Below are 26,519 nucleotides of genomic sequence, written 5' to 3'. Positions count from 1 at the left end.
CTGCGCATCAGCAGCGCGCAACAGGCCCTGCTCAACCCTGCCAATTCCCTGGAACAGATCGCCGCCCAGGTGGGCTACGCCGACCGCGCCACCTTCGCCAAACTGTTCAAGCAGCTGTGCGGGGAAACGCCCGGGGCCTTTCGCCGACGTATGCGCCAGGCACCGTAAGGCGCGGTACAAAGCAGTAGGGTGGACATGGCGAAGCCTTGTCCACCGCCTGCGGCATGTACGCCCTACAGAGTCGGTTCCGCGGGACAGTGCCCATAAAAAAGGGAGCCCGCAGGCTCCCTCTCTGGTTACGGCTACGACTCAGTGCAGGATCTGGCTGAGGAACAGCTTGGTGCGTTCGTTCTGCGGGTTGGTGAAGAAGGTGTTCGGCTCGGCTTCTTCGACGATTTCGCCCTTGTCGAGAAAGATCACCCGGTTCGCCACGGTGCGGGCAAAGCCCATCTCGTGGGTTACGCAGAGCATGGTCATACCGTCTTCGGCCAGGCTGACCATGGTGTCCAGCACTTCCTTGACCATTTCCGGGTCGAGGGCCGAGGTCGGCTCGTCGAACAGCATGATCTTCGGTTTCATGCACAGCGCTCGGGCAATTGCCACGCGCTGCTGCTGGCCACCGGAAAGCTGACCCGGGTACTTGTTGGCCTGTTCCGGAATGCGCACGCGCTCAAGGAAGTGCATGGCGATTTCCTCGGCCTTGCGCTTGGGCATCTTGCGCACCCACATCGGGGCCAGGGTGCAGTTCTGCAGCACGGTCAGGTGCGGGAACAGGTTGAAGTGCTGGAACACCATGCCGACTTCTCGGCGCACTATTTCGATGTGCTTGAGGTCGTGGGTCAGCTCGGTGCCATCGACCACGATGCGCCCTTGCTGGTGTTCTTCCAGGCGGTTGAGGCAGCGGATCGCGGTGGATTTACCGGAACCCGACGGACCACAGAGGACGATACGCTCACCCTGACTCACACTCAGGTTGATGTCCTTGAGCACATGGAACTGGCCGTACCATTTGTGCACGCCTTGCATCAGGATCATCGGCTCGGCGCTGGTTTGCTTGATTGCTTCAGACATTGAAAAAACTCCTAACGCTTATGACCGGTGTCCAGCTTGCGCTCCAGGTGCACGGAGTAGCGGGACATGCCAAAACAGAAAATCCAGAAAATCAGCGCGGCGAATACATAGCCTTCGGTGGCCATGCCCAGCCAGGCTGGGTCGGTGGTCGCCTGCTTGATGCTGTTGAGCAGGTCGAACAGGCCGATGATGATCACCAGGCTGGTGTCCTTGAACAGCGCGATAAAGGTGTTGACGATGCCGGGGATCACCAGCTTCATGGCTTGCGGCAGAATCACCAGGCCCATCATCCGCCAGTAGCCCAGGCCCATGGCCGCAGCGGCCTCGTACTGACCCTTGGGGATGGCCTGCAGGCCGCCGCGAACCACTTCGGCGATATAGGCCGACTGGAACAGGATCACCCCGATCAGGGCGCGGATCAGCTTGTCGAAGCTCAGGCCTTCAGGGAGGAACAGCGGCAACATTACCGAGGACATAAACAGCACGGTGATCAAGGGCACACCACGCCAGAACTCGATAAAGGTCACGCAGATCACCCGGATCGCCGGCATGTCCGAGCGCCGGCCGAGGGCCAGCAGAATGCCCAGCGGCAAGGCCCCGACTATGCCCACAGCAGCGATCACCAGGGTCAGCATCAGGCCGCCCCACTGGCTGGTGGAAACAGTCGACAGACCAAAGAAGCCGCCGTGCAGCAGCCAGTAGGCCACGACCGGATACACCACCAAGAAGCTCAGACCGTAGAACGCCTTGCGGGGCATCTGCGGAATAAACAGAGGCGCGGCACCGATGATCGCCAGCCATAGGGTGGTGTCCACCCGCCAGCGCAGCTCGGTCGGGTAGAAGCCGTACATAAACTGGCCGAAGCGCTGCTGAATAAACACCCAGCACGCGCCGCCACTGGTGCAATCGGCGCGGGTGGTGCCGGTCCAGTCGGCATCGATCAGGGCCCACTGGATCAGGGGCGGAACGATCAGCCAGATCAGGTAAGCGGCGAACAGGGTCAGCAGGGTGTTGAACCAGCTGGAGAACAGGTTGGCGCGCAGCCAACCAACCGCCCCGACGCTGAGCGCGGGTGGCGGTAGATCAGGTTTGAAGGTATGAGTCTGCATGGCTGCTCCTTACCGCTCGATCAGCGCAATGCGCTTGTTGTACCAGTTCATCAGCATGGAAATGCTGATACTGATCGCCAGGTACACGCTCATGGTGATGGCAATCACCTCAATCGCCTGTCCGGTCTGGTTAAGCACCGTGCCGGCAAACAGCGAGACCATGTCGGGGTAGCCGATACCGGCCGCCAACGAGGAGTTCTTCGCCAGGTTGAGGTACTGACTGGTCAACGGCGGAATGATCACCCGCAGGGCCTGGGGAATGATTACCAGCCGCAGGGTCTTGCCCGCGGGGATGCCCAGGGAGCGCGCCGCTTCGGTCTGGCCATGGCTGACCGCCATGATCCCGGAACGCACGTTCTCGGCGATAAAGGCCGCGGTGTAGATGGTCAGCGCCAGAGTCAGGGCCATCAGCTCGGGAATCAGCACCCAACCGCCACGGAAGTTGAAACCGCTCAGCTCAGGCGTACTCCATTGCAGCGGATTGCCGGTCAGCAAGATCGCCAGGCCAGGCAGAACCAGCAACAGTGGTACCACACCCAGGGACACCGGGAAGTATTTGCCGGTAGCCTCGAAACGCGCCCGCGACCAGCGCACCAGCAACACCGCGCCGATAAGCGCGATCACCAGGGCGGCGAAAAAGGTGCCGAAGCTGTCCGAAGGGCTGGGGGCCGGCATATACAAGCCGCGGCTATTAAGGAAGAAGGTTTCGCCTATGCCCATGCTGTCGCGTGGTCCCGGCAGCGAAAGCATCACTGCGAAGTACCAGAAGAATATCTGCAGCAGCGGCGGAATATTACGGAAGATCTCGATATAGACGGTGGCCAGCTTGCTGATCAGCCAGTTGGGCGACAGCCGCGCGACACCGAGCAGAAAGCCCAGCAGGGTTGCCAGGACGATGCCGATAACCGAGACCAGCAGGGTATTGAGCAAGCCAACGACGAAAACCCGGCCGTAGCTGTGGCTTTCGTTGTAGTCGATCAGGCTTTGCGCAATACCGAAGCCGGCACTGTTATTGAGAAAGGAAAAACCCGAGGTGATTCCGCGCTTTTCCAGGTTGGTCTGGGTGTTGTCGAACAGAAACCAGCCGAGCGCCACAACGGCGATAACGGCGAGAATCTGGAATAGCCACGCGCGCACCTTGGGGTCGGTCCAGACCGATCCACCCGGGCGCGGGGCATTTGCAGTAGTTTGCATAGGAGCCCTCTTGGAACCCTCATGCCCGCATCGGCGGGCATGAGGTTCGCATCAATCAGAACGATGCCAGCGGCCCAGGACGGGACGCTGGCAACAGACGGTCAGCGCACTGGCGGTGCGTATTGCAGACCACCCTTGTTCCACAGGGCGTTGAGGCCACGTTCGATCTTCAGCTCGCTGCCGGCACCGACGTTGCGCTCGAAGCTTTCACCGTAGTTACCCACTTGCTTGACGATCTGTACGGCCCAGTCTTTCGGCAGTTTCAGATCCTTGCCAAACTCGCCTTCACCACCGAGCAGACGTGCCACGTCGGGGTTCTTGGTGGTTTTGGCCAGGTCTTCGACGTTCTTCGAGTCGACACCCAGTTCTTCGGCGTTGACCATGGCGAACAGCGACCAGCGCACGATATTGAACCACTCGTCGTCACCCTGACGTACGACCGGACCCAGCGGCTCCTTGGAGATCACTTCCGGCAGTACCACGTAGGAATCCGGGTCGGCCAGCTTGATGCGCTGTGCATACAGCTGCGACTGGTCGGAGGTCAGCACGTCGCAACGGCCGGCTTCAACCGATTTGGCGCTCTCGTCGGAGGTATCGTAGGTGATCGGGGTGTACTTCAGGTTGTTGGCGCGGAAGTAGTCGGAGAGGTTCAGCTCGGTGGTGGTACCTGCCTGGATGCAGACAGTTGCGCCGTCGAGTTCTTTAGCGCTGGCAACACCCAGCTTCTTGTTAACCAGGAAGCCTTGACCATCGTAGTAGTTGACGCCGGCAAAGTTCAGACCCAGGCCGGCATCGCGGGAGCTGGTCCAGGTGGTGTTACGCGAGAGGATGTCGACTTCGCCGGACTGCAGCGCGGTGAAGCGCTCCTTGGCGGTCAGCGGGCTGTACTTGACCTTGGTCGAGTCGCCGAACAGGGCGGCGGCTACGGCGCGACAGACGTCGACGTCGAGGCCGAAATAATTGCCTTTTTCATCGGCGTAGGAGAAGCCAGGCAGACCATCGCTGATACCGCACTGTACGAAACCTTTCTTCTGTACCGCGTCCAGGGTAGCGCCCGCTTGCGCGAAGCTGCTGACACCGAGAACGGCTGCGGTAGTCAGTACTGCCAGAGTGGATTTCACCATCTTCATTAAAACCTCCAGTTGCTTTTGTTGTGTTTGGAGTCTCGGTTCTACCACCGTACCCTTGTGGGGCTCGTTGACTGTGTCGGCAGCAACACACTCAACCGGGGATCGGACCTTGATGCGAGTCTAGTTGCCGAATGCTCCAACGGCCATAGACTCACATCCGCCCATTATTTGAATGAGCCAGAGACAGATAGCAAGTGACATATCGCTCAGCCTGTAGCCTGTAGCCTGTGGCGAACGTATTGGAAACCCATGCAAAGGCGTTCCAGTCTGCTCCGCGCCCGGTTTTGTAGCAGTGTTACCACTACCGGACAACGTCATCAGTCCCTAAGGTTTATAGCAAAGCCCGTACCAGCGCTGCGCCTTGAGCACGATACGGACAGGTCAAGAGGAAAACTTGCAGCCTGGCGACAACTTCTTTCCAGATTAGTCACCCTCTAAAATTTAGCGCGCACTAATTCAGCGCGCACGCACCATGGCGGAACCACAGATGAGCGAACCCTTGATCCTTCAGCCCACACTTGCGGCCGATGCCTGCGTCATTTGGTTGCACGGCCTGGGGGCCGACCGTTACGACTTTATGCCGGTGGCCGAAGCCCTGCAGCAGCGTTTGCCCAGCACCCGCTTCGTCCTGCCGCAGGCTCCGACCCGCGCAGTGACCATCAATGGCGGCTACGCTATGCCCAGCTGGTACGACATCCTGGCCATGAGCCCGGCGCGGGCGATCAACCGCGAACAGCTGGAAGACTCGGCCCGGCAGGTGATCGAACTGATCGAGGCGCAGCGCGACAGCGGCATTGATCCGGCGCGCATCATCCTTGCTGGTTTCTCCCAGGGCGGCGCGGTGGTGCTGCACACCGCCTTCCTGCGCTGGCAGTTCGCCCTCGGCGGTGTCCTGGCGCTGTCCACCTATGCGCCGACCTTCAGCGACGACATCCAGCTGGCAGATACAAAAAATGCTCAGGAAGCATTTTTGACGTCGCGCAGCGACGGCCCGCAGGGTATCGGCCAGGGATGGCCAGATACAAAAAGACAACTGCCAGTTCTCTGCTTGCATGGCACATTCGACGACATCGTGCTGCCGGCCATGGGCCGCGCCGCCCATGATTACCTGAGTGCCTCCGGCGTCAGCGTGCAATGGCGCGAGTATCCGATGGGTCATGAAGTGATCAATGAGGAAATCCGCGACATCGCCGACTGGCTGGAGCAACGTCTGAACCGCTGACCGCCGGAGCGATAACAATAGTGCACGCCATCCCCGCAATCGAATCACTGCGCGATATCGAACAGATCGAACAGACCCCGCTGGCCGCCCGCGACCTGCCGGCCAGTACCTTCGAACTGATTCGCCGCAGCGCCGCCCGCCACGGGGATGCGCCCGCCCTGTCGTTTATCCTGCAAGGCAGTGCCGATGAAGCGGCTTATCGCCTGAGCTACAACGAGCTGCTGGGCAAGATCACCCAGACCGCCAACGCCTTCCATCGCCTGGGCCTGCGCCCGGGCAAGGCGGTGTCCTTCCTGCTGCCCAACCTGCCGCAGACCCACTTCACCATCTGGGGTGGCGAAGCGGCCGGGATCGTCAACGCGATCAACCCACTGCTCGAACCCGAGCATATCGCCGAACTGATCGAAGCCTCCGACTCCGAGCTGCTGGTCACCCTGGCCCCCTTTCCCGGCACCGACCTGTGGGCCAAGGTCGCAGGGTTGCGCGCGCGCCTGCCGCAGCTCAAGGCGATTATCTGCGTGGACATGGCCAGGCTGCTGCCCGAGCCGCAGCGCAGTGCCGTGCAGGCCCAGCGCGGCGCGCTGCCGGACGGCGTGCTGGACTTCGACGAACTGATCGCCACCTGCCCCGCCGACCATCTGGAAAGCGGCCGGGTGATCGCTGCCGACGATATCGCCAGCTACTTCCACACCGGCGGCACCACCGGCACGCCGAAGCTGGCCCCGCACAGCCACGGCAACGAAGTGGCCATGGCCTACAGCATGAACCTGGTAACCCGCTTCGCCCCGGGCGACGTGACCCTCTGCGGCCTGCCGCTGTTCCACGTCAACGGTGTGATCGTCACCGGCCTGACCGCCTTCAGCGGCGGAGCCGAGGTGCTGCTGGCCACGCCCCAGGGTTATCGCAGCACGGCGCTGATCGGCAATTTCTGGAAAATCATCGAGCGCCACAAGATCAGCTTCTTCAGCGGCGTGCCGACCATCTACGCCGGCCTGCTGCAGGTGCCTAGCGAGGGTCATGACCTGTCCTCGCTGAAATACGCCCTGTGCGGTGCCGCGCCGATGCCGGTGGAGCTGATCCGTCAGTTCGAAAGCAAGACCGGCCTAACCCTGATCGAAGGCTACGGCCTTACCGAAGGCACCTGCGGCAGCTGCGCCAACCCGGTCGGCGGCGAGCGTCGCCCCGGCTCCATCGGCCTGCGCATGCCCTACTGCGAAGTGAGCATCAAGGTTCTCGACGACCAGGGCCAGTACCTGCGCGAAGCGGCATGCAATGAAATCGGCAATCTGTGCATCCGCGGGGCCACGGTGTTCAAGGGTTACCTGCAGGCCAGCAAAAATGCTGGCATCTGGGTCGATGGCGACTGGTTCAATACCGGCGACCTGGGCCGCATGGATGCCGATGGCTATATCTGGCTGACCGGGCGCAGCAAGGACCTGATCATCCGCGGCGGGCACAATATCGACCCACAGATGATCGAAGAGGCGCTGCACAAGCACCCCGCCGTGGCCCTGGCCGCCGCAGTCGGCAAGCCAGACGAAAAGGCCGGCGAGCTGCCGGTGGTCTATGTGCAGCTCAAGCCCGGCCTGCAGGCCAGCGAGGCCGAACTGCTGGCCCATGCCGCCGCGCATATTCCCGAGCGCGCAGCCATCCCCAAGGATGTGTGGATCATCGAGGCCATTCCACTGACCGCGGTGGGCAAAACCTTCAAACCGAGCCTGCGCTTCGATGCCATTCGCCGCGCTTATGAACAGGCCCTGAGTGAACTGTCCGGCAACTTGCGAGTCGAAGTGCTTAGCGATGAGCGCCTCGGCCAGGTGGCCCATATCCACCTGGCCAGCAAGGATGCGGCGCTTGCACGGGCAGTGAGCGAACGGCTGGCGGGTTTCGCCATCCCTATCGAATTGCATCACGGCCATTAAATATGCACGCCGGCGCAGGGATTGCGCCGAAAGTGTGACCGAGGGTTCATTTTCAATGCCGCCGGTCACTCAGACTAGTACCTGGGATTGTCAGGCCACAGACTCAGGAATATGTTCGTCCAAGGTGTTCGCCCACAATGCAGGGAGCGTTAGCGATGCCAACCACAATGTTCAACCAGCCCGCCATGCCACTGCCATGAAAAAGGCTACGTGGCAGGCCGACCTGCACCAGCTGCGGCAACTGCGGCTGTTCCAGAATGTCGCGGTCAGCAGTATCAATCTGCTGCTGAAAGAATTTCGCGCCTGCGATCTTGAGGCGGGGGAAGTGCTGCTCTCGCCCTTCAACCGCAACCAGTACCTCTTCCTGTTGCTCAAGGGCCAGCTCAAGGTCCACCTCGGCACCCTGGAAAGCCAGGCGGTCAGCACCCTGAAAGCGGGCGACTGTGCCGGCGAAATCAGCTTTATCGACAACGACCACCCCTCCGCCTATGTCGTGGCAAGCGAGCCAAGCCAGGTTCTGCGCCTGCACCGCGAGTCGCTGTTCCAGCTGTTCCAGCAATCCCCCGAACTGATGCAGAACATGCTCGAGCTGCTCTGCGAACGGGTGCGCAAGGGCAACCGGATCATTATCAACAGCGAGCAGAACGCCAATATCGATGCCCTCACCGGTGCCTATAACCGCCGCTGGCTGGAGCATATGTTCGAGCGGGAAAGCACCCGCAGCGCCTTCAATGGCAAGCCCCTGTGCATGCTGATGCTCGATGTTGACCACTTCAAGGCCTACAACGACCAGCACGGCCACCTCGCTGGCGACTATGCCCTGACCCTGGTGGCCAATACCCTGCGCAGCCAGCTGCGACCCAAGGACAGCCTGACCCGCTTTGGCGGCGAGGAGTTCGTTATCCTGCTGCCGGACATCTCCGAGGAGGAAGCCCGCAGCATCGGTGAGCGGCTGCGCCTGGCGTTGCAGAAAATCAGCTCGTTCCACTCCCCCGTAGGCGTTATACCGGGGGTAACCGTCTCCATCGGCCTGGCCAAGATGCGTCCCAAGGACAGCCTGCAAGGCCTGATCGCCCGCGCCGACAGCGCCCTGTATCGGGCCAAGCAGCAGGGTCGCAACTGCCTGTACGGCTAAGAAAAGGTTATGTCCCAGATATGTGTTGCTCAGACTCCCCCCCCTAGCCTCGCTTGCCCTTATGAGGAAGAGGGGAGCAAACCGCGCCCTCTGTAGGAGCGGCCCATGGCCGCGAAAGGGTCTCTGGCCGCGCTCGGATCGCGGGCATGGGACTGCGTGTCCCGCCCGGTCCTACAAGAAATTGCTGCATGCAACAGGCGACTGGAACATAGCCTAAAAAATGTGCCTCCCAGCGGTTCGCTCGCTATCCATCACATTTTTCTCTTCGCGCTTGCTAGAGTCCGCGCATAACAACCAAGCCCGGATCGCAGCCCATGCGCAAACTTCTCCTGAGCCTGCTGATTATCCTGTTGATCGGCAGCGCGCTGGTCTTCAGCCTGCCGTCCATCGTTGACCGCCAGATGAACAGCGTCGAGTCACCCGCGCCCTACCCGGCCAGCGCCCCCGCCGAGCAGTTGCACCAGACCCTGTTTATCGCCGACCTGCATGATGACGCCCTGCTCTGGGAGCGCGACCTGTTAGAGCGCTACGACTTCGGCCACTCCGACCTGCCGCGCATGCTCGAGGCGCGCGTCGGTCTGCAGGTCTTTTCAACCGTGACCAAGACTCCGCGCGGCATCAACTACGAGCGCAACAGCGGCGAAACCGACAACATCACCCTGCTGGCCATGGCCCAGCGCTGGCCGCGGGAAACCTGGAACAGCCTGCTGCAGCGCGCGCTTTATCAGGCCGCCAAGCTCGAACAGGCCAGCGCCGCCAGCCAGGGCCGCTTGAGCCTGATCAAAAGCCGCGACGACCTAGCCAGCTTTATCCAGGCCTGGCAACAGGACCCACAGCGCCTGGCCGCGATCCTCGCCACCGAGGGGTTGCAGTCCATCGAAGGCAAGCTGGAGAACGTCGATAGGCTTTATGCAGCCGGCTTTCGCATCGCCGGCCTGGCCCACTTCTTCGATAACGAAGTGGGCGGCTCGGCCCATGGCCTGGAAAAAGGCGGCCTGACCGCGCTGGGCCGCCAGGTGGTCAAGCGCCTGGAAGAAAAAGCCATGCTGATCGACCTGGCCCATGCCTCGCGGGCGCTGATCGACGATGTACTGGCCATGGCCACGCGCCCCGTGCTGGTGTCCCACACCGGCGTCGAAGGCACCTGCCCCGGCACCCGCAACCTCAGCGACAAACACCTGCAGGGCATCGCCGCCACTGGCGGGGTGATCGGCATCGGCTACTGGGAAACCGCGGTATGCGCCACCTCTGTGGCGGCCATCGTCCAGGCGATCCGCTACACCGCCGATAAAGTCGGGGTCCAGCACGTGGCCCTGGGCTCGGATTTCAACGGCACCGTGCACACCCCCTTCGATGTCACCGGCCTACCGCAACTGACCCAGGGCCTGCTCGAAGCGGGCTTCAGCCACGCGGAGATCGCCGCGATCATGGGCGGTAATGTGCAGCGCCTGCTGCTGGCCAGCCTGCCGCAGCGCTGAAAAGCCAGCCGCAAGTGCCACCCGTTTGCGGCAAAAGCCCCGTTTCATGCGCCCTCCAGCCTGGCTAACCCCTGCTAAAAATCCTGTAACGGCAGCGATCCGCGCGGCACTTCGCCGCGCCGGCTTCTTGCTTTACACTGGCAGCCGTTCACTCCTTAACCAATTGAAGAGATGACCGTGCTCAAAGCACTCAAGAAAATGTTCGGCAAAGCCGAGGGCCCGCAGCCCAGCCCAGCAAGCCCGCCTGCAACGCCTCGCGCTAATGATGCCCCCAGCGAAAACCGCAACAGCAATGCCAGCCCGCGCAAGGCGGCCAGCGAACCCACTGCTTCCCCAGCCCCTGAGGCTCCCGCGGCCAGCGTCGCCAAGCCCGAGCGTGCCCGCGCGGAGAACAAGCTACGCCGCGAACGTGCCGCCAAACCGGTGGACACCTGGAAACTGGAAGACTTCCAGGTTGAGCCCGCCGAGGGCAAGACCCGCTTCCACGACTTCAAACTGGCCCCCGAGCTGATGCACGCCATCCACGACCTGGGTTTCCCCTATTGCACGCCGATCCAGGCACAGGTGCTGGGCTTCACCCTCAAGGGTCAGGATGCCATCGGCCGCGCCCAGACCGGCACCGGCAAGACCGCCGCCTTCCTGGTGTCGATCATCACCCAGCTGCTGCAGACCCCGCCGCCGAAAGAGCGCTATATGGGCGAGCCGCGGGCGCTGATCATCGCGCCGGCCCGCGAGCTGGTGGTGCAGATCGCCAAGGACGCCGCCGACCTGACCAAATACACCGGCCTCAACGTCATGCAGTTTGTGGGCGGCATGGACTTCGACAAACAGCTCAAGCTGCTCGAGTCGCGCTACTGCGACATCCTGGTGGCCACCCCGGGCCGCCTGCTCGACTTCAACCAGCGCGGCGAAGTGCACCTGGATATGGTCGAGGTGATGGTGCTGGATGAAGCCGACCGCATGCTCGACATGGGCTTTATCCCCCAGGTACGCCAGATCATCCGCCAGACCCCACCCCGGGGCGAACGCCAGACCCTGCTATTCTCCGCCACCTTCACCGAAGACGTGATGAACCTGGCCAAGCAGTGGACCACGGAGCCGGCCATCGTCGAGATCGAGCCGGAGAACGTCGCCAGCGACACGGTGGAACAACACGTCTACGCCGTAGCCGGCAGCGACAAATACAAGCTGCTGTACAACCTGATCACCCAGAACGACTGGATCCGCGTGATGGTCTTCGCCAACCGCAAGGATGAAGTGCGGCGCATCGAAGAACGCCTGACCCGCGACGGCATCAGCGCCGTGCAGATGTCCGGCGACGTGCCGCAGCACAAGCGCATCAAGGCCCTGGAAGGCTTCCGCGAAGGCAAGATCCGCGTCATGGTCGCCACCGACGTGGCCGGCCGCGGCATCCATGTCGACGCCATCAGCCATGTGATCAACTTCACCCTGCCGGAAACCCCGGACGACTACGTGCACCGCATCGGTCGTACCGGTCGCGCCGGCAGCAGCGGCACCTCGATCAGCTTCGCCGGCGAAGACGACGCCTACGCCCTGCCGGCTATCGAAGCCCTGATGGGCCGCAAGATCGCCTGCGAAATGCCGCCGGACGAACTGCTTAAGCCGGTACCGCGCAAGCACTAAGCCTGCGTTAGAAAAACAAAAGGCGAAGCCCATGGGCTTCGCCTTTTTCGTTGCGGTTGCCACTTACAAAGAAGCCCGCCCGTAGGGTGCGCCGCGCGCACCGGCTTCCTATGTTCTGCCTCGCACCCTACTTGAAATAGCGCGCCCGCACCGCCGCCACCGTCGCCTCGCGCAGCAGGCCGATAAACAGCTGCTCCACATCCGTCAGTAGCTGGTTTTCCGGGGTCACCAGGTACACCTCGTTGACCGGCAACTCGTCGTAGGGCGGCAGCTGGAACAGCAGTTTCTGCGCCACAAAGGGCTTGGCCCCCTCGACGGTGAGGGCACCGAAGCCGAGGCCAGCGAGGATCAGCCGGCGCACTTCCTCCTCGTTGGGCGACACCGCCACCAGACGGCCCCAGAACTGCTGCTGGGTGCGCACCGAGTTGACCGCGCTCAGGCCCTCGCCGGGCTGATCGCTCTCGAAGGAGACATAGGCCAGACCGCGCAGATCCGCAGCGGTCAGCTTGTCGCGACCGAACAGCGGGTGGCGCGGGCCGCAGTAGAAGGCCATCTGCTCGTAACCGATCAGGTCGAAGTGCAGACCGGTTTGGGCGGTCTTCTTGTTGCTGATGCCGATATGCAGGCTGCCCCGGGCCACCGCGTCGACGATGTCGGCGCTGGGCTGGGAACTGAGGCTGATCAGCACATTGGGATAAAGGCTGTGGAACTGCGTCAGGCTGTCGTCGAAGGGCTGGCAGCTGACATGGCTGGCGACCTGGATATGCAGCTCGCCGAGCACCGCACCGGCCTCGCCAGCGTACTGCTCGGCCATCTTGTCGATAATGCTGCCGGCCGAGGAAATGTACTCGTAGACCCGCAGGCCCTGCTCGGTCAGGGAGAACATGCCCTTCTTGCGCTGGATCAGACGCATGCCCAGGTGTTCTTCCAGACGCTTCAAGGCATTGCTGACGCTGGGCTGGCTAAGCGACAGCTTGCGCGCCGCGCCGGTGATGCTGCTTTCCTCGACTATCACCAGAAAGGTGTACAGCAGGTTCCAGTCCAGGTTGCGCAGCAGGCGCTCGCGGGGCGACAGCATGATCGGTGGTTCTCCCAGGCAGGCCGTCATCCCGGCCACTTCGGGGGCAACAGTGCACCGCCTGCGGCCCCTAGCGCAAGGCGAGGAGCCTGTCGGACTTAACGCTGTTCTACTGCGGAAAAGCCGGACAGGCTCCTAGAAAGCCATCGAACCTCGCAGGATGCGCCGTGCGCACCGGCAATCCGCAGCCGGCTGGCGCACACGGCGCACCCTACCCGCTCAATCCAGATCATGGGCCAGCAGATCGCGGTATTCGCCACGGCGGCGGATCAGCCGGCTGCCCTGTTGCAGGTCCACCAGCACTGCGGCGGCGGACTGGCGGCCGCAGTACTGGCTCATCATCTCCAGGGCGTAGGCACCCACGTCCAGCAGGGCGATCACATCGCCCATGGCGGTGGCCGCCGGCAGTTCGCGCAGATTCGGCTGGTGCACCAGCACCTGCTCCAGCACCGCGCGATGCTGGGCCAGGGCCGGCTCCTCGGCGATCAGATCCGCCACCGCGCCCTCGCCCTCGATGTCGTAGTAGGTGTCGCTGCTGTCGCACAGCGGGCCGGCCATGCGGCAGTGCTGGGTGTCCCGGTCATCGGCGCGGGAGGCGTTGAGCATATGGAAGTACCAGCCGTTATACAGGTCGAACAGCACGCTGTAGCCGGCATCCAGGTAGAACACCGGGCGGCCCTGGCGCTGCTTGTGGGCCTCGATACGGGTCAGCAGGATGGCGGTGTCGCTGACCATGCTGCGCCCCGGTTCGACGATCAGCTCGATCTGCTCACCCAGGGCCTGGGACACCGGCTTGATCAGGTGTTCGGCAAGCAGAGCGAAGTCCACCGTGGTGCGGTAATTGGCGCGGTAGTGCGCTGCCACCGAATCGAAGTTGGCCTCGGCGCTGCTGTAGTTCTTCGGGAAGCCGCCGCCCAGGTTCAGATGCTCCAGCGGATAAGGCAGGCGCTCGGCTACCTGACGCACATAGTCGATGAGGAAATTGGCCTCGGCCTGGTACACAGCAATATCGGTGATCTGGGTGCCGATATGGGCATGCACCCCCACCAGCTTGAGCGCGGTGAGATGGGCCAGGATCAGCTCGATGGCCTCACTCTGCTCGGCGGCGGTCATGCCGAACTTGGAGGTCGAGGTGCCGGTCTGCCAGCCGGCGGCGGCACCGCCCTGGATCTCCGGGATAATGCGCAGGCTGACCCGCGCCTGCTGACCCAGCTCGGTCGCCACCGCGAGAATGCGTGAAAGCTCCGACAACGAGTCGACATTGATCGCCTTGATCCCGGCACCAATCACCTCGCGCAACTCGCCCACTTGCTTGGCCACGCCGTTGAACACCATCTGCCCTGGGGCGAAGCCGGCGATCTGCGCCTTGTAGAACTCGCCGCCGGAGTTGACCTCCAGATCCAGGCCGCAGTCCTTGAACACCTTGAGCACCGCCAGGTTGGCGCAGGCCTTGCTGGCAAAGCAGACCCGAGTCTTGGCGTGCACGCGGTGGAAGTTGTCCAGGATATCCCGGGCGTTTTCCCGCAGCTGGCTTTCCGAATAGACGAACAGCGGCGAGCCATAGCGCTCGACCAATTCAAGGGCGCTCACCCCGTCGATCAGCAGCTGGTTATGGGCGCTCTCGAGGTGCTGCGGTCTTTTCCAGGGGTACAGGGAAACAACTTGGCTCATGGGTATGGCTCACTCAGGTAGGGTGCGCTGTGCGCACCATCGCGTTATGGGGTTATTCCAGCGTCATTGGTGGTGCGCACAGCGCACCCTACGGCTTGGGTCATCAGTACTGGCTCGCCAGCAGGCGGCGCAGATTGTCCGATTGCGGGGTGTTGAACAGCTGCTCGGGGCTGCCCTGCTCCTCGATGCGGCCCTGGTGCAGGTACACCACCTTGGACGACACCTCGCGGGCGAAGCGCATTTCGTGGGTGACCATGATCATGGTGCGGCCCTCCTCGGCCAGTTCGCGGATCACCAGCAGCACCTCGCCCACCAGTTCCGGGTCGAGGGCCGAGGTGGGCTCATCGAACAGCATCACTTCCGGGTCCATGGCCAGGGCGCGGGCGATGGCCACCCGCTGCTTCTGCCCGCCGGACAGGCAGTCGGGGTACATCTGGCATTTCTCCAGCATGCCGACCCGGGCCAGCAGCTTCTTGGCCTGGGCCTCCACATCAATGCGGTTGCGCTTATGCACCAGACAGGGGCCGAGCATCACGTTTTCCAGCACGGTCATATGCGACCACAGGTTGAACGACTGGAAGACCATGGCCAGGCGCGCGCGCACCCGTTCGATCTGCCGCTGAAAGCGTCGCGAGCGCACGCCACGGCGGTTGGTGCCCAGCTCCAGCTCCTCGCCGTGCACCCGCAGGCAGCCACTGTCGGGGAACTCCAGCAGGTTCATGCAGCGCAGCAATGTGCTCTTGCCCGAGCCGCTGGAGCCGATGATGCTGATCACATCATGCTTCTCGGCGGTCAGTGAAACACCCTTGAGCACCTCAATGCCGGCGAAGGATTTGTACAGGTTCTCCACCTGCAGGGCGGCGGTCTGGGGGATGCTTGCAGTCATGGCGACACTCCGGCGGAAACCCGCTTTGCGGCTGGCGCAGTGGCGGTGGTGGGGGCTTGGCGTACCCGTTGATGGCGGGTCAGGCAGCGTTCCAGGCAGCGCCAGAGCCAGACGAAGGCGCTGGTCATCAGCAGGTACAGCAGCGCCGCCCAGAGGTACACGGACAGGTCGAAGGTTTGCGAGAAGATGCGCCGGGTCTGGCCCATCACATCGAACAGGGTGATCACGCTGACCACCGCGCTGCCCTTGAGCAGCAGGATGATTTCGTTGCCCAGGGACGGAAAAGCGATGCGGTAGGCATTGGGCAGGATGATCTTGCGGTACTGGTTAAAGCGTGACAGACCCATGGCCACGCCCGCCTCGATCTGCCCGTAAGGCACGGCGCGCAGGCCGCCACGAAGAATCTCGATCTGATAGGCCGTGGAGTTGAGGACAAAGGTCAGCAGCGCGCAGTAGTAGGGGTCGCGAAAGAACCACCAGAGCCCCAGCTGGCTCAGCTCGACGCGGAACTGCCCCGAGCCGTAATAGACCAGAAATAGCTGGGCCAGCAGCGGCGTGCCACGGAAGAACGAGACGAACAGGCGAATCGGCCAGCGCAGCAAACCGCGCTCGCTGCAGCGGGCGATGGCCAGGGGTAAGGCCAGGGCGCAGGCCAGCAGCGCGGCAATAACGGTGAGTTGCAGGGTCAGGCCGGCACCGGCCAGCAATTGGCCCGAGAAGCGCGTAAGGATATCCATCATGCTGCCTGCCCTCCCGTGCGGTAGCCACGGTTGGCGCGGCGCTCCATACGTGCCAGCAGGCACTCGCAGAACAGGCACACCAGCCAGTAGGCCAGGCACACCACGAGGAAGAACAGAAACGGCTTCTTGGTGGTGCCCACGGCGATATTGGCCATGCGCATCAGGTCGCTGAGGGCGATCACCGAGACCAGAGCGGTGTCCTTGAGCAGGTTGATCCACAGGTTGCCCAGCCCCGGCAGGGCCAGGCGCAGCAGTTGCGGCAGCTCGATCACCCGGAAGATGGTCAGCCGACGCAGGCCCATGGCCTGTCCCGCCTCGCGCTGGCCGCCATCCAGAGCCTGCCAGGCACCGCGCCAGACTTCGCTGGAATAGGCGGCGAAGACCAGGCCCAGGGCCAACACCCCGGCGATAAAGGGGCTCAGCTCGAGATAGCCGGCTGCCGGGTTGTACCAGCGCAACAAGGCGTTCAGGCCCATGCCCACGCCGTGGTAGATGATAAACAGGGTGAGCAGCTCGGGCAGGCCGCGCAGGGTGGTGCTGAAAGCCAGAGCCAGGGCACGCGCCGGGCGAGCACCGAACAGCGCCAGCGCCGCCACCAGCAGCCCCAGCAGCAAGCCGACCGGCAGGGTGGTGAGTGCCAGAGCCAGGGTTACCCCGAGGCCCTGCAGCAACTCGTCGCCCCAGCCGGCGTCACCGAAGCTCAGGTAGGTGAGCCAGTCCATAACAAATCCTCTTCTCGTTCAGCAGATGGGCCGTGATTGGCTCACTGCTCCAGGGTCAGCAGGTTGACCGAGAAGAACTTGTCGTTAATGGCCTGGTAGGTGCCGTCGGCGATGATCGACGCCAGGGCCTGGTTAAGCTGCTGACGCAGCGCTTCGTCTTCCTTGCGCAGCGCCATGCCGACGCCCTCGCCGACATATTTCGGGTCGCTGATCGGCGCGCCGGCCATACGACAGCAACTGCCATCGGCGGATTTCTGGGTCCAGTCGAGCATCGGAATCATGTCGCCGACCTGGGCATCCAGCCGCCCGGACACCAGGTCCAGGTTCACCGCATCCTGGGTCGGGTACAGGCGCACATCGGAGTCGGGAAACATGGCCATCAGGTAATCGGCCTGGGTGGTCGCGCCCTGGGCACCGATGGTCTTGCCGGCCATGGCAGCCGGGCTGAAATCGCTGAGTTCGGAATCCTTGGGCACCACGAAGGTCATCGCCGATTTCTGGTAGGGATCGCTGAAGGCGACCTTCTGCCGGCGCTCCTCGGTGATAAACATCGAGGCGATGATCACATCATATTTGCGCCCCAGCAGCGCGGGGATAATGCCGTCCCAGTCCTGGGCCACCAGGCTGCACTTGGCCTGCATCCGCTCGCACAGGGCCTTGCCGATCTCGATATCGAAACCAGCCAGCTGGCCGTCGGCGGTGTAGTAGTTAAACGGTGGGTAGGCACCTTCGGTGGCCAGACGCAGAGTCGGGCCTTCGGCGGCCTGGGCGGCGGCGAACGGCAGAGCACCGAGGCTGGCGCAGAGCAACAGGGAGCGGAGAGTCTTATTCATCTTGTTTTCCTCTGGAATCAGGGTTCGCTGTGAAGCCGGCCATCACCCGCAAGCCCACTTCAAATCGCATTGGATGGCCAATCGGCCATCACCGCGAAACAAGAATCCGCCCGCACCTCGCATTTATCAAATGTATATTTATTATGTTATGCATAACCCTGAGCTATGCATAAAGACAGAAAAAACCCGCTGTACCAGAATGGCGCAGCGGGTAGTCATGGGAGCGGCGCTTACTTCTGGCTGTAGCTCTGGATCAGGTTGGCATAGGCCGGCAGGTGGCCGCCGAGAATGCCGCCGAAGCCTTCGATGTCGTTGCGCCAGTCGCGGTGCAACTCGCAGCCGACACTAAACCAGTTGAGCATCTGCGCCCCGGCATGGGCCATGCGCATCAGCGCGGCATCGCGCACGCTGGTATTGAAGGTGCCGGAGGCGTCGGTGACCACAAACACCTCGTAGCCCGCCTCCAGAGCCGACAGAGTCGGGAAGGCCACGCACACATCGGTCACCACGCCAGCGATGATCAGTTGCTTGCGCCCGGTGGCTTTGATCGCGTTGACGAAGTCTTCGTTGTCCCAGGCATTGATCTGCCCCGGCCGGGCGATATAGGGCGCATCGGGAAACATGGCCTTGAGCTCGGGCACAATCGGCCCATTAGGACCATTTTCGAAACTGGTGGTGAGGATGGTTGGCAGGTTGAAGAACTTGCCGATATCGGCCAGGGCCAGCACGTTGTTCTTGAATTCGTCCGGGCTGTAGTCACGCACCAGCGACAGCAGGCCGGCCTGGTGATCGACCAGCAGCAGGACCGCGTCGTCTTTGTTCAGCCGCTTGTAGGTGAAAGACATAATAAACCTCCTGAGAGTAGGCAGTGACCGAGCGCCACGAAGCGCCATGGGGAAGCTAAAGCTTAGCCCCCGACACCCACGCCGACCTCCGGGCCGCAGGCGAAATGGCTTTTCGCCAGAGGCGAACAATCGGCACTCATCGTTGCGGCTATGCTTGGCCAACTCGCCACGGTATTTAGGAACCCCATGAAGCTGGATCTGCAGGAAATCGAAACCTTCCTCCAGGTGGTGGAACTGGGCAGCGTCAGCCTGGCCGCGGAACGCCTGGGGGTGGCCAAATCGGTGGTCAGCAAGCGCCTGAGTGATCTGGAGCGACGCCTGAGTGCCAAACTGCTGTACCGCTCCACGCGCAAGGTGACCCCCACCGAGAACGGCCGGCAGTTCTACCCTCGGGCCAAGGATGCCCTGGCCGCGCTGCACGAAGCGGCCGAACGCGCCAGCCTGGATGACAGCGGCTTGTGCGGTAGCCTGCGCATCCTCGCGCCCATGAGTTTTGGCACTCTGTGGCTGGCCCCGCTGCTGGCCGACTTTATGCAGCAGCACCCGCGCATCCAGCTGGCCCTGCAATTGGATGACCGCATCAGCGACTTCGAGCGCGAGGGCTACGACCTCTGCCTGCGCGTCTCACACCTGCGCGACAGCGCCCTGATCGCCCGCGAACTGGCACCCAGCCCGCGAGTGTTGTGCTGCAGCCCGGCCTATGCCGAGCGCCACGGCATCCCCCAGAGCCCGGAACAGATCCTTGAGCATGCCTGCATCGGCTACAGCAACGTGACCACCAGCCAGGTCTGGTCGTTTGCACGCCTCGATGCGCCGGACGAACTCCTTAGCCTGTCGCCCAGCGGGCGTTTTACCAGCAACAACGGCGAGGCCATGCGCGATATGGCCCTGCGCGGCCTGGGCCTGGCCGTGCTACCGGTCTTTATCGTCCAGCAGCAACTTGCAGAGGGCTCGTTGCTGGCCATCGAGCCCGGCGTGCGGCCGACGGATAACTGGATCCACGCCCTCTACCCACGCTCGCGCCGCGCCTCACCCAAGGTGCTGGCGCTGTGCGACTTTCTCCAGCAAAGCCTGGCCAGCCTGCCCTGGTGCCAGCGTTTGTAGGAGCCCGCTTGCTGACGATGCTTTTAACCTGCGGAGATCGCCGAGACGTCGGACCGCAGCAAGCTGGCTCCTACAGGAAATGCCTGCAACCGTGGCAGAGGGCATTCCCAATCAACCCTGGCCCCTTACAATGGCGTCTTTTCTCGGGATGCCTGCCATGACCCCTGCCCCCACCTACGGCGTCGGCGATGCCTCTTACCAGGCCGCCGGCGGCATCGACGGCCTGCGGCGTCTGGTCGCCGATTTCTATCAGTTGATGGATCAACTGCCGCAGGCCGCCGAGCTGCGCCGCCTGCACGGCGACAGCCTGGAGCTGGCCGCCGACAAGCTGGCCTGCTTTCTCAGCGGCTGGCTCGGTGGTCCCAAGCTGTTCCAGGAAAAGTACGGCAGCATCGCCCTCCCCGCCTTCCACGCCCAGTGGCCCATCGACGAGACCCTGAGCAGCGCCTGGCTCGACTGCATGGCCGCCGCCATCGCCCGCCAGCCTTATGCACCGGAGTTTGCCGAGTATCTGCTGACCCAGTTGCGTGTGCCAACGCAGCGCATCGTCCAGGCCAGCCGCAACCGCCATGGGGAGCTAACCCAGCTCCCGTAGGGCGCGCCGCGCGCACCAGATCCAGCCGCAACCGCCAGCCCGACAATACGAGTCCGCAAAGCCTCTATCTCCAACGCAAATCTCGCCGCACGGTTTTCGTAGGCGAGCCCAGGATCTACTCTGCGCCCGGCACCGGGCTGTAGACCCGTGGCGCGCTGTGGTGCGGCAGATGGATCAGGTTGAGCCGGTGCTCGCGCGCCCAGCGCACGCTGAGGTTGGTCGGCGCCGAGAGGCTGACCAGGGTGGCGAATTCGCCGCGCACCGCCTTGTGAATCAGCTCCAGACTGCAGCGGCTGGTGATCACCACAAAGCCCTGGCCTGTGTTGCGACCTTGCTGGCGCAGGGCACCGATCAGCTTGTCCAGCGCGTTATGCCGGCCGATATCTTCGCGGCACAGGCTGATTTCGCCGTCCTGATCGACAAATAGCGCGGCATGCAGGGCGCCGCTGTGGCGCGCCAGGCTTTGCACGCTGGCGATACGCGCGCGCAGCTCACGCAAGTGCGCGGCCGGCGGCAATGGGCTGGGCAGCAGCGCTGTGAGTTGCGGCAGTGCCTGCTCCAGCGCCGCCACGCCACACAGGCCGCAACCGCTGGTGCCGGCCAACTGACGGCGCTGCTGCTTGAGCGCCCAGAACGCGCGGTTGCTGATCTGCACTTCGGCGTTGAGGGCGTCGCCGCTGCGCGTAACCCGTACGTCGAAAATTTCTTCGACGCCGCTGACCACCGCGCTACTCAGGCTAAAACCGATGACGAAGTCCTCGACGGCCGAGGGCGAAACCATCATCACCGCATAACTGATGCCGTTATAGGCAATCGCCAGGGCGCATTCCTCGGCGAGCATGGCGCTGCCGCCCTGCTCCGCCGAATCCAGTTCGACATAGGCATAGGCGCCCTGCGCCTCGGCTTCGTCGGTAATGGCGACGGCTGCGCTGGGCGGCATGCTCGAAGACTCCCTGGCCATGGAATGCGCTTAAGCCGGTCGGGCCAGCGGTTCGAGCTGCTCGCGGTGCGTCTGCATCGCATCGAGCACAAACTCGCTCAGGCCTTCACCCTCGGTGGCGTCGAGATGGGCGCAGAGCGCGGTGCGCATCTGCGGGTCCCACTGGCGCTTGAGGTGCTGGGCAAAGTCGTCCCGCGCCTGCTGCGGGTCGGGCTGGGAGGCGAAGAAGGCACCGATCTGGTTGGCCATCTTGATCAGTTGCGTGGCGTTTATGCCCATAAAAGAGCTCCTCCCGGATGGGTGATATCCCATCGCTGCAATTGATGGGTTGTCACCTGCGCGGCCCGCCCCATCCTACATCCTGACACCTAGTGCGCACGGCGCACCCTACGAACCCGCACCCGACGAACCAGAGCCGTCGAAACAATAACTCTGCGACACAGCACACCAGGTCTCACAGCTGCACCACCTTGATCGGCGGCAGCAGATCAAGCTGCTCGTGGGTAAAGGCCTGGAACTCATTCTGCCACTGCGACGGCGCTTCGACCTTGCTGATCTGCACCGCGGTGACCTTGTATTCCGGGCAGTTGGTGGCCCAGTCGGAGTTGTCGGTGGTGATCACGTTGGCACCGGACTCCGGGTGGTGGAAGGTGGTGTACACAATCCCCGGTTGCACCCGCTCGGTAATAATCGCGCGCATCGCCGTCTCGCCGGCGCGGCTGTTGATCGAGACCCAGTCGCCGTCGTTGATCCCCCGATCCTCGGCATCCACCGGATGGATCTCCAGGCGATCCTCGGCATGCCAGGCACCGTTGGCGGTGCGCCGGGTCTGCGCGCCGACGTTGTACTGCGAGAGGATGCGCCCGGTAGTGAGGATCAGCGGACGCTTGCGCGAGGTGCGCTCCTCGGTGGCGATGTACTCGGTGATCATAAAACGACCCTTGCCGCGCACGAAGGCGTCCTCGTGCATGATCGGCGTGCCTTCAGGCGCGGCGTCGTTGCATGGCCACTGGATGCTGCCCATACGGTCGAGCTTGGCGTAGCTGACCCCGGTAAAGGTCGGCGTCAGGCTGGCGATCTCGTCCATGATCTGCGACGGGTGCGTGTAGTTCATCGGGTAGCCGAGGGCGTTGGACAGCGCCACCGTCACCTCCCAGTCTTCCTTGCCGGCCAGCGCCGGCATCACCTTGCGTACCGGCGAGATGCGCCGCTCGGCATTGGTGAAGGTGCCGTTCTTCTCCAGGAAGGAGGCACCGGGCAGGAACACATGGGCAAACTTGGCGGTTTCGTTGAGGAACAGGTCCTGCACCACCACGCACACCATGGCCTTGAGCGCATCGGTGACGTGCTGGGTGTCCGGGTCGGACTGCGCCGGATCCTCGCCCTGGATGTAGATGCCCTTGAAGGTGCCGGCATGGGCGGCGGCGAACATGTTGGGAATACGCAGGCCCGGCTCGTCGAGCAGGCTGACGCCCCAGGCCTGTTCGAACTGCGCCCGCGCCAACGGGTCGGAGACGTGGCGGTAACCGGGCAGCTCATGGGGGAAGGAACCCATGTCGCAGGAGCCCTGCACGTTGTTCTGCCCACGCAGCGGGTTCACACCGACTCCGGGACGGCCGATATTGCCGGTGGCCATAGCCAGGTTGGCGATCGCCATCACGGTCGAGGAGCCCTGGCTGTGTTCGGTCACGCCCAGGCCGTAGTAAATCGCCGCATTACCACCGGTGGCGTACAGGCGTGCGGCGGCGCGCACGCTGGCGGCCGGCACGCCGGTCAGTTCCTGCATGGCTTCGGGGCTGTGCCGTGGATCGGCGACGAAGGCGCGCCATTGCGCGAAGGCCTCAGTTTCGCAGCGCTCGGCGACGAAAGCCTCGTCCACCAGCCCTTCGCTGACGATGACGTGAGCCAGGCTATTGAGCAGGGCGACGTTGCTGCCCGGGCGCAGTTGCAGGTGATGCTCGGCTTTGACGTGCGGGCCGCGCACCAGGTCGATGCCGCGCGGGTCGGCGACGATCAGCCTGGCACCTTCACGCAGGCGGCGCTTGAGCTGCGAGCCGAACACCGGGTGGCCGTCGGTGGGGTTGGCACCGATCACCAGCACCACATCGGCGGCCAGCACCGAGTCGAAATCCTGAGTACCGGCGGATTCGCCGAGGGTGACCTTGAGGCCGTAGCCGGTCGGCGAATGGCAGACCCGCGCGCAGGTGTCGACGTTGTTGTTGCCGAAGGCGGCGCGCACCAGTTTCTGCACCAGGTAGGCCTCTTCGTTGGTGCAGCGCGACGAGGTCAGGCCGCCGACCGAGCCGCGGCCGTACTGCGCCTGGATATCCTTGAAGCGCTTGGCGGTATAGGCGATCGCCTCGTCCCAGCTCACTGTGCGCCAGGGCTCATGGATGCTCTCGCGAATCATCGGCGCGGTGATGCGGTCCGGGTGGGTGGCGTAGCCCCAGGCGAAGCGGCCCTTGACGCAGGCGTGTCCATGGTTGGCATGGCCGTCCTTGTTCGGCACCATGCGCACTACGGTGTTGCCTTTGATCTCGGCCTTGAACGAACAACCGACGCCGCAATAGGCGCAGGTGGTGGTCACACTGCGTTCGGCCTGACCCATCTTGATCACCGACTTTTCCATCAGCGTGGCGGTCGGGCAGGCCTGCACGCAGGCGCCGCAGGACACGCACTCGGAGTCGAGGAAGGTTTCGTTCTGCCCGGCGCTGACCTGCGAATCGAAGCCACGGCCACTGATGGTCAGGGCGAAGGTGCCCTGCACTTCTTCACAGGCGCGCACGCAGCGGTTACAGACGATGCACTTGGCCGGGTCGAAGGTGAAATAGGGGTTGGACTCGTCCTTGGCCTCGGCCAGGTGGGTCTTCACCGGGTCGTAGCGCACCTCGCGCAGGCCGACCACGCCGGCCATGTCCTGCAGTTCGCAGTTGCCGTTGGCCGAACAGGTCAGGCAGTCCAGCGGGTGGTCGGAGATATACAGTTCCATGGTGCCGCGGCGCAGCTCGGCGAGCTTGGGGCTCTGCGTGCGCACCTTCATGCCGGCTTCCACCGGGGTGGTGCAGGACGCCGGATAGCCGCGTCGACCTTCGATTTCCACGGTGCACAGACGGCACGAGCCGAACGGCTCGAGGCTATCGCTGGCGCACAGTTTGGGCACGGAAATTCCGGCTTCCTGGGCGGCGCGCATCACCGAAGTGCCGGCCGGCACTGTGATGGACGTGCCGTCGATTTCCACCGTTACCGGAGCGCCGGTGCGGGCGGGGGTTCCGTAGTCGAGTTCACGAAACAGGGCCATGGGGGCGTCTCCGGATCAGCGAGCTTCGGCGCTGTCTTTCGACACGCCGAAGTCTTCGGGAAAATGATTGATGGCGCTCAGCACCGGATAGGGCGTCATGCCGCCGAGGGCGCAGAGCGAGGCACCGAGCATGGTGTCGCACAGGCTCTTGAGCAGCTCGATGCGTCCCGGCTGTGGGCCTTCGGAACGGGCGACGATGATCTGCTCGAGCAGCTCTTCGCCGCGGGTCGAGCCGATCCGGCAGGGCGTGCACTTGCCGCAGGATTCGATGGCGCAGAACTCCATGGCGTAGCGCGCCATATCGGCCATATCGACGCTGTCGTCGAACACCACGATGCCGCCGTGGCCGAGTACCGCGCCAAGGGCGGCGAAGGCCTCGTAATCCAGCGGCGTGTCGAATTGCGCTTCCGGCAGGTAGGCACCGAGTGGGCCGCCGACCTGCACCGCACGGATCGGCCGGCCGCTGGCCGAACCGCCGCCGTAGTCGTAGAGCAGCTCGCGCAGGGTGACGCCGAAGGCTTTCTCGATCAGGCCGCCGCGGGCGATATTGCCGGTCAGCTGGATCGGCAGAGTGCCGAGCGAGCGGCCCATGCCGAAGTCGCGGTAGTAGGCGCCGCCCTTGTCGAGAATGATCGGCACCGAGGCCAGCGAGATCACGTTGTTGATCACCGTCGGCATGCCGAACAGGCCCTCGATCGCCGGCAGCGGCGGCTTCGGTCGCACCTCGCCGCGCTTGCCTTCGAGGCTTTCCAGCAGCGAGGTTTCCTCACCGCAGACATAGGCACCGGCGCCGCGGCGCAGATGCAGATGGAAGCGCTGGCCGCTGCCGAGAATGTCGTCGCCCAGATAGCCCTCGGCATAGGCCGTGGCGATGGTCGCCTTGAGCGCCGCCTCGGCATGCGGGTATTCCGAACGCAGGTAGATATAGCCCTCGGTGGCACCGACGGCCAGGGCGGCGATGGTCATGCCCTCGATCAGCACAAAGGGGTCGTCCTCCATCACCATGCGGTCGGAGAAGGTGCCCGAGTCGCCCTCGTCGGCGTTGCAGACGATGTACTTCTTGGGCGACGGCGTTACTGCCACGGTCCGCCATTTGCGCCCGGTCGGGAAGCCCGCCCCGCCGCGGCCGCGAAGGCCGGAAGCCTCCACTTCGGCGAGCGTCGCCTCGGTCCCGATCGACAGCGCGCGTTCAAGGCCCTTGTATCCGCTATGCGCACGGTAATCGGCGAGCGATGACTGGTCGATGATGCCTGAGCGGGAGAAGGTGAGGCGGGTCTGGCGTTTCAGCCACGGGATGTCCTCGGCCAGTCCGAGGGCGAGCGGGTGGCCGCCCTTGCCATCGAGCAAACCGGCATCGAGCAGGGCGTCGATGTCGGCGACTGTCACCGGACCGTAGGCAATGCGGCCGGCGGGCGTCGCGACTTCGATCGTCGGTTCGAGCCAGTAGAGCCCGCGCGAGCCGGTGCGCACGATGTCGACGGCGATGCCGCGCCGCTCGGCGGCGGCCGCCAGCGCGGCGGCGACATCGTCGGCGCCGACTGCAATTGCCGCGGCATCGCGGGCGATGAAGACGCGCGCGTTCATTGCCGCGCCTCGTCGATGATCGCCTCGAGTTTTGCCGCATCCAGCCGTCCGACGACGCGGCCGTCGATCATCGCCGCCGGAGCGATCGCGCAAAGGCCGAGGCAGTAGACGGCTTCCAGCGTCACCTGGCCGTCGCCGGTGGTTTCGCCGGACTTGACGCCGAGCGCGGCCTCCGCGCGCCGCGCAAGCGCCTCGCCGCCGGCCGACTGGCAGGCCTCCGCCCGGCAGAGCTTCAGCGTGTGAATGCCGGCGGGCTTCTGCCGGAAGTCATGATAGAACGTGACGACGCCGTGGACTTCCGCCCGCGGCAGGTTGAGT

At 63.7% G+C, this 26,519-nt stretch carries 24 protein-coding genes; 8 read left to right on the top strand and 16 right to left on the bottom strand.

What is annotated here, in order from left to right:
- On the top strand, nt 1-168 hold a 168-nt coding region (locus tag VMP31_RS11690), incomplete at its 5' end, for a helix-turn-helix domain-containing protein (RefSeq protein WP_325507265.1).
- Nucleotides 169-309: 141 nt separating this feature from the next.
- Here the strand turns inward: VMP31_RS11690 and VMP31_RS11685 are convergent.
- The 4 genes from VMP31_RS11685 to VMP31_RS11670 form a co-directional block, all read right to left on the bottom strand.
- A complete protein-coding gene (locus VMP31_RS11685) occupies nt 310-1,071 on the bottom strand; it encodes an amino acid ABC transporter ATP-binding protein (RefSeq protein ID WP_325507263.1) in 762 nt (253 codons plus the stop codon).
- An 11-nt stretch (nt 1,072-1,082) separates the two neighbouring features.
- The gene (locus tag VMP31_RS11680; RefSeq protein WP_325507261.1) at nt 1,083-2,180 is read right to left on the bottom strand and encodes an amino acid ABC transporter permease; all 1,098 of its coding nucleotides are present in this window, start codon (nt 2,178-2,180) and stop codon (nt 1,083-1,085) included.
- Between the two features lie 9 nt (nt 2,181-2,189).
- Nucleotides 2,190-3,374 (bottom strand): amino acid ABC transporter permease, encoded by a 1,185-nt coding sequence (locus VMP31_RS11675; RefSeq protein ID WP_325507259.1) that lies wholly within the window; start codon nt 3,372-3,374, stop codon nt 2,190-2,192.
- Nucleotides 3,375-3,475: 101 nt separating this feature from the next.
- Entirely contained in the window at nt 3,476-4,504 is a 1,029-nt protein-coding gene (locus VMP31_RS11670) for an amino acid ABC transporter substrate-binding protein (protein WP_325507257.1), read from the bottom strand.
- A gap of 487 nt (nt 4,505-4,991) precedes the next feature.
- Here VMP31_RS11670 and VMP31_RS11665 point away from each other — a divergent pair, with 487 nt between their 5' ends.
- From VMP31_RS11665 to rhlB, 5 genes are all read left to right on the top strand, one after another.
- Entirely contained in the window at nt 4,992-5,726 is a 735-nt protein-coding gene (locus tag VMP31_RS11665; RefSeq protein ID WP_325507255.1) for an alpha/beta hydrolase, read from the top strand.
- 20 nt (nt 5,727-5,746) lie between these two features.
- A complete protein-coding gene (locus VMP31_RS11660) occupies nt 5,747-7,648 on the top strand; it encodes an acyl-CoA synthetase (protein ID WP_325507253.1) in 1,902 nt (633 codons plus the stop codon).
- A 196-nt stretch (nt 7,649-7,844) separates the two neighbouring features.
- Nucleotides 7,845-8,783 (top strand): GGDEF domain-containing protein, encoded by a 939-nt coding sequence (locus VMP31_RS11655; protein ID WP_325507251.1) that lies wholly within the window; start codon nt 7,845-7,847, stop codon nt 8,781-8,783.
- A gap of 314 nt (nt 8,784-9,097) precedes the next feature.
- The gene (locus VMP31_RS11650; RefSeq protein ID WP_325507249.1) at nt 9,098-10,261 is read left to right on the top strand and encodes a dipeptidase; all 1,164 of its coding nucleotides are present in this window, start codon (nt 9,098-9,100) and stop codon (nt 10,259-10,261) included.
- Nucleotides 10,262-10,432: 171 nt separating this feature from the next.
- Nucleotides 10,433-11,905 (top strand): ATP-dependent RNA helicase RhlB, encoded by a 1,473-nt coding sequence (gene rhlB / locus VMP31_RS11645; RefSeq protein WP_414705454.1) that lies wholly within the window; start codon nt 10,433-10,435, stop codon nt 11,903-11,905.
- 127 nt (nt 11,906-12,032) lie between these two features.
- On the opposite strand, the gene VMP31_RS11640 is transcribed toward rhlB, so the two are convergent.
- The 7 genes from VMP31_RS11640 to ycaC all read right to left on the bottom strand — a co-directional run bounded on the left by VMP31_RS11640 (nt 12,033) and on the right by ycaC (nt 18,680).
- Nucleotides 12,033-12,983, bottom strand: coding sequence for a LysR family transcriptional regulator (locus tag VMP31_RS11640; RefSeq protein WP_325507245.1), 951 nt, complete (start codon nt 12,981-12,983; stop codon nt 12,033-12,035).
- Nucleotides 12,984-13,202: 219 nt separating this feature from the next.
- Entirely contained in the window at nt 13,203-14,654 is a 1,452-nt protein-coding gene (gene lysA / locus VMP31_RS11635) for a diaminopimelate decarboxylase (protein WP_325507243.1), read from the bottom strand.
- A 103-nt stretch (nt 14,655-14,757) separates the two neighbouring features.
- The gene (locus VMP31_RS11630; RefSeq protein WP_325507240.1) at nt 14,758-15,540 is read right to left on the bottom strand and encodes an ATP-binding cassette domain-containing protein; all 783 of its coding nucleotides are present in this window, start codon (nt 15,538-15,540) and stop codon (nt 14,758-14,760) included.
- Nucleotides 15,537-16,280: an ABC transporter permease subunit gene (locus VMP31_RS11625; protein ID WP_325507238.1), complete on the bottom strand. Its 744-nt coding sequence runs from the start codon at nt 16,278-16,280 to the stop codon at nt 15,537-15,539. Before VMP31_RS11625 ends, VMP31_RS11630 begins: the two co-directional genes overlap by 4 nt.
- Entirely contained in the window at nt 16,277-17,002 is a 726-nt protein-coding gene (locus VMP31_RS11620; protein WP_325507236.1) for an ABC transporter permease subunit, read from the bottom strand. The genes VMP31_RS11625 and VMP31_RS11620 overlap by 4 nt, the downstream gene beginning before the upstream one ends.
- A 41-nt stretch (nt 17,003-17,043) precedes the next feature.
- Nucleotides 17,044-17,835 (bottom strand): ABC transporter substrate-binding protein, encoded by a 792-nt coding sequence (locus VMP31_RS11615; protein ID WP_325507234.1) that lies wholly within the window; start codon nt 17,833-17,835, stop codon nt 17,044-17,046.
- Between the two features lie 230 nt (nt 17,836-18,065).
- Nucleotides 18,066-18,680, bottom strand: coding sequence for an isochorismate family cysteine hydrolase YcaC (gene ycaC, locus VMP31_RS11610; RefSeq protein WP_325507232.1), 615 nt, complete (start codon nt 18,678-18,680; stop codon nt 18,066-18,068).
- Between the two features lie 186 nt (nt 18,681-18,866).
- Here ycaC and VMP31_RS11605 point away from each other — a divergent pair, with 186 nt between their 5' ends.
- Both VMP31_RS11605 and VMP31_RS11600 read left to right on the top strand, forming a co-directional pair.
- Nucleotides 18,867-19,784, top strand: a complete 918-nt coding sequence (locus VMP31_RS11605) for a LysR family transcriptional regulator (protein ID WP_325507230.1) — start codon at nt 18,867-18,869, stop codon at nt 19,782-19,784.
- Between the two features lie 157 nt (nt 19,785-19,941).
- Nucleotides 19,942-20,379 carry a group II truncated hemoglobin gene (locus tag VMP31_RS11600; protein ID WP_325507228.1) on the top strand — a complete coding sequence of 146 codons (438 nt, stop codon included), beginning with the start codon at nt 19,942-19,944 and terminating at the stop codon, nt 20,377-20,379.
- Nucleotides 20,380-20,494: 115 nt separating this feature from the next.
- Here the strand turns inward: VMP31_RS11600 and fdhD are convergent, their stop codons facing one another.
- The 5 genes from fdhD to VMP31_RS11575 all read right to left on the bottom strand — a co-directional run.
- Nucleotides 20,495-21,319 carry a formate dehydrogenase accessory sulfurtransferase FdhD gene (fdhD, locus tag VMP31_RS11595; protein ID WP_325507226.1) on the bottom strand — a complete coding sequence of 275 codons (825 nt, stop codon included), beginning with the start codon at nt 21,317-21,319 and terminating at the stop codon, nt 20,495-20,497.
- A gap of 30 nt (nt 21,320-21,349) precedes the next feature.
- Nucleotides 21,350-21,598, bottom strand: coding sequence for a formate dehydrogenase subunit delta (locus tag VMP31_RS11590; RefSeq protein ID WP_325507224.1), 249 nt, complete (start codon nt 21,596-21,598; stop codon nt 21,350-21,352).
- 175 nt (nt 21,599-21,773) lie between these two features.
- Nucleotides 21,774-24,617: a formate dehydrogenase subunit alpha gene (gene fdhF / locus VMP31_RS11585; RefSeq protein WP_325507222.1), complete on the bottom strand. Its 2,844-nt coding sequence runs from the start codon at nt 24,615-24,617 to the stop codon at nt 21,774-21,776.
- Nucleotides 24,618-24,632: 15 nt separating this feature from the next.
- Nucleotides 24,633-26,201, bottom strand: coding sequence for a formate dehydrogenase beta subunit (locus tag VMP31_RS11580; RefSeq protein WP_325507220.1), 1,569 nt, complete (start codon nt 26,199-26,201; stop codon nt 24,633-24,635).
- A partial coding sequence (locus tag VMP31_RS11575; RefSeq protein WP_325507218.1) for an NAD(P)H-dependent oxidoreductase subunit E occupies nt 26,198-26,519 on the bottom strand: 322 nt, incomplete at its 5' end. The genes VMP31_RS11575 and VMP31_RS11580, both read right to left, overlap by 4 nt.

The organism is Pseudomonas sp. (assembly GCF_035512415.1).
Lineage (GTDB): Bacteria > Pseudomonadota > Gammaproteobacteria > Pseudomonadales > Pseudomonadaceae > Aquipseudomonas.
The sequence above is the reverse complement of the archived record's forward strand: the minus strand, read 5'-3'. Positions and strand labels throughout refer to the sequence as shown.

Coding starts and splice junctions, on each gene's coding strand:
- VMP31_RS11650 (WP_325507249.1), top strand. CDS start 9,098: ATGCGCAAACTTCTCCTGAGCCTGCTGATTATCCTGTTGATCGGCAGC.
- VMP31_RS11655 (WP_325507251.1), top strand. CDS start 7,845: ATGAAAAAGGCTACGTGGCAGGCCGACCTGCACCAGCTGCGGCAACTG.
- ycaC (WP_325507232.1), bottom strand. CDS start 18,680: ATGTCTTTCACCTACAAGCGGCTGAACAAAGACGACGCGGTCCTGCTG.
- lysA (WP_325507243.1), bottom strand. CDS start 14,654: ATGAGCCAAGTTGTTTCCCTGTACCCCTGGAAAAGACCGCAGCACCTC.
- VMP31_RS11680 (WP_325507261.1), bottom strand. CDS start 2,180: ATGCAGACTCATACCTTCAAACCTGATCTACCGCCACCCGCGCTCAGC.
- VMP31_RS11640 (WP_325507245.1), bottom strand. CDS start 12,983: ATGCTGTCGCCCCGCGAGCGCCTGCTGCGCAACCTGGACTGGAACCTG.
- VMP31_RS11665 (WP_325507255.1), top strand. CDS start 4,992: ATGAGCGAACCCTTGATCCTTCAGCCCACACTTGCGGCCGATGCCTGC.
- VMP31_RS11630 (WP_325507240.1), bottom strand. CDS start 15,540: ATGACTGCAAGCATCCCCCAGACCGCCGCCCTGCAGGTGGAGAACCTG.
- VMP31_RS11605 (WP_325507230.1), top strand. CDS start 18,867: ATGAAGCTGGATCTGCAGGAAATCGAAACCTTCCTCCAGGTGGTGGAA.
- VMP31_RS11600 (WP_325507228.1), top strand. CDS start 19,942: ATGACCCCTGCCCCCACCTACGGCGTCGGCGATGCCTCTTACCAGGCC.
- VMP31_RS11685 (WP_325507263.1), bottom strand. CDS start 1,071: ATGTCTGAAGCAATCAAGCAAACCAGCGCCGAGCCGATGATCCTGATG.
- VMP31_RS11625 (WP_325507238.1), bottom strand. CDS start 16,280: ATGATGGATATCCTTACGCGCTTCTCGGGCCAATTGCTGGCCGGTGCC.
- VMP31_RS11620 (WP_325507236.1), bottom strand. CDS start 17,002: ATGGACTGGCTCACCTACCTGAGCTTCGGTGACGCCGGCTGGGGCGAC.
- VMP31_RS11670 (WP_325507257.1), bottom strand. CDS start 4,504: ATGAAGATGGTGAAATCCACTCTGGCAGTACTGACTACCGCAGCCGTT.
- VMP31_RS11580 (WP_325507220.1), bottom strand. CDS start 26,201: ATGAACGCGCGCGTCTTCATCGCCCGCGATGCCGCGGCAATTGCAGTC.
- fdhF (WP_325507222.1), bottom strand. CDS start 24,617: ATGGCCCTGTTTCGTGAACTCGACTACGGAACCCCCGCCCGCACCGGC.
- rhlB (WP_414705454.1), top strand. CDS start 10,433: ATGACCGTGCTCAAAGCACTCAAGAAAATGTTCGGCAAAGCCGAGGGC.
- VMP31_RS11590 (WP_325507224.1), bottom strand. CDS start 21,598: ATGGGCATAAACGCCACGCAACTGATCAAGATGGCCAACCAGATCGGT.
- VMP31_RS11675 (WP_325507259.1), bottom strand. CDS start 3,374: ATGCAAACTACTGCAAATGCCCCGCGCCCGGGTGGATCGGTCTGGACC.
- VMP31_RS11615 (WP_325507234.1), bottom strand. CDS start 17,835: ATGAATAAGACTCTCCGCTCCCTGTTGCTCTGCGCCAGCCTCGGTGCT.
- fdhD (WP_325507226.1), bottom strand. CDS start 21,319: ATGCCGCCCAGCGCAGCCGTCGCCATTACCGACGAAGCCGAGGCGCAG.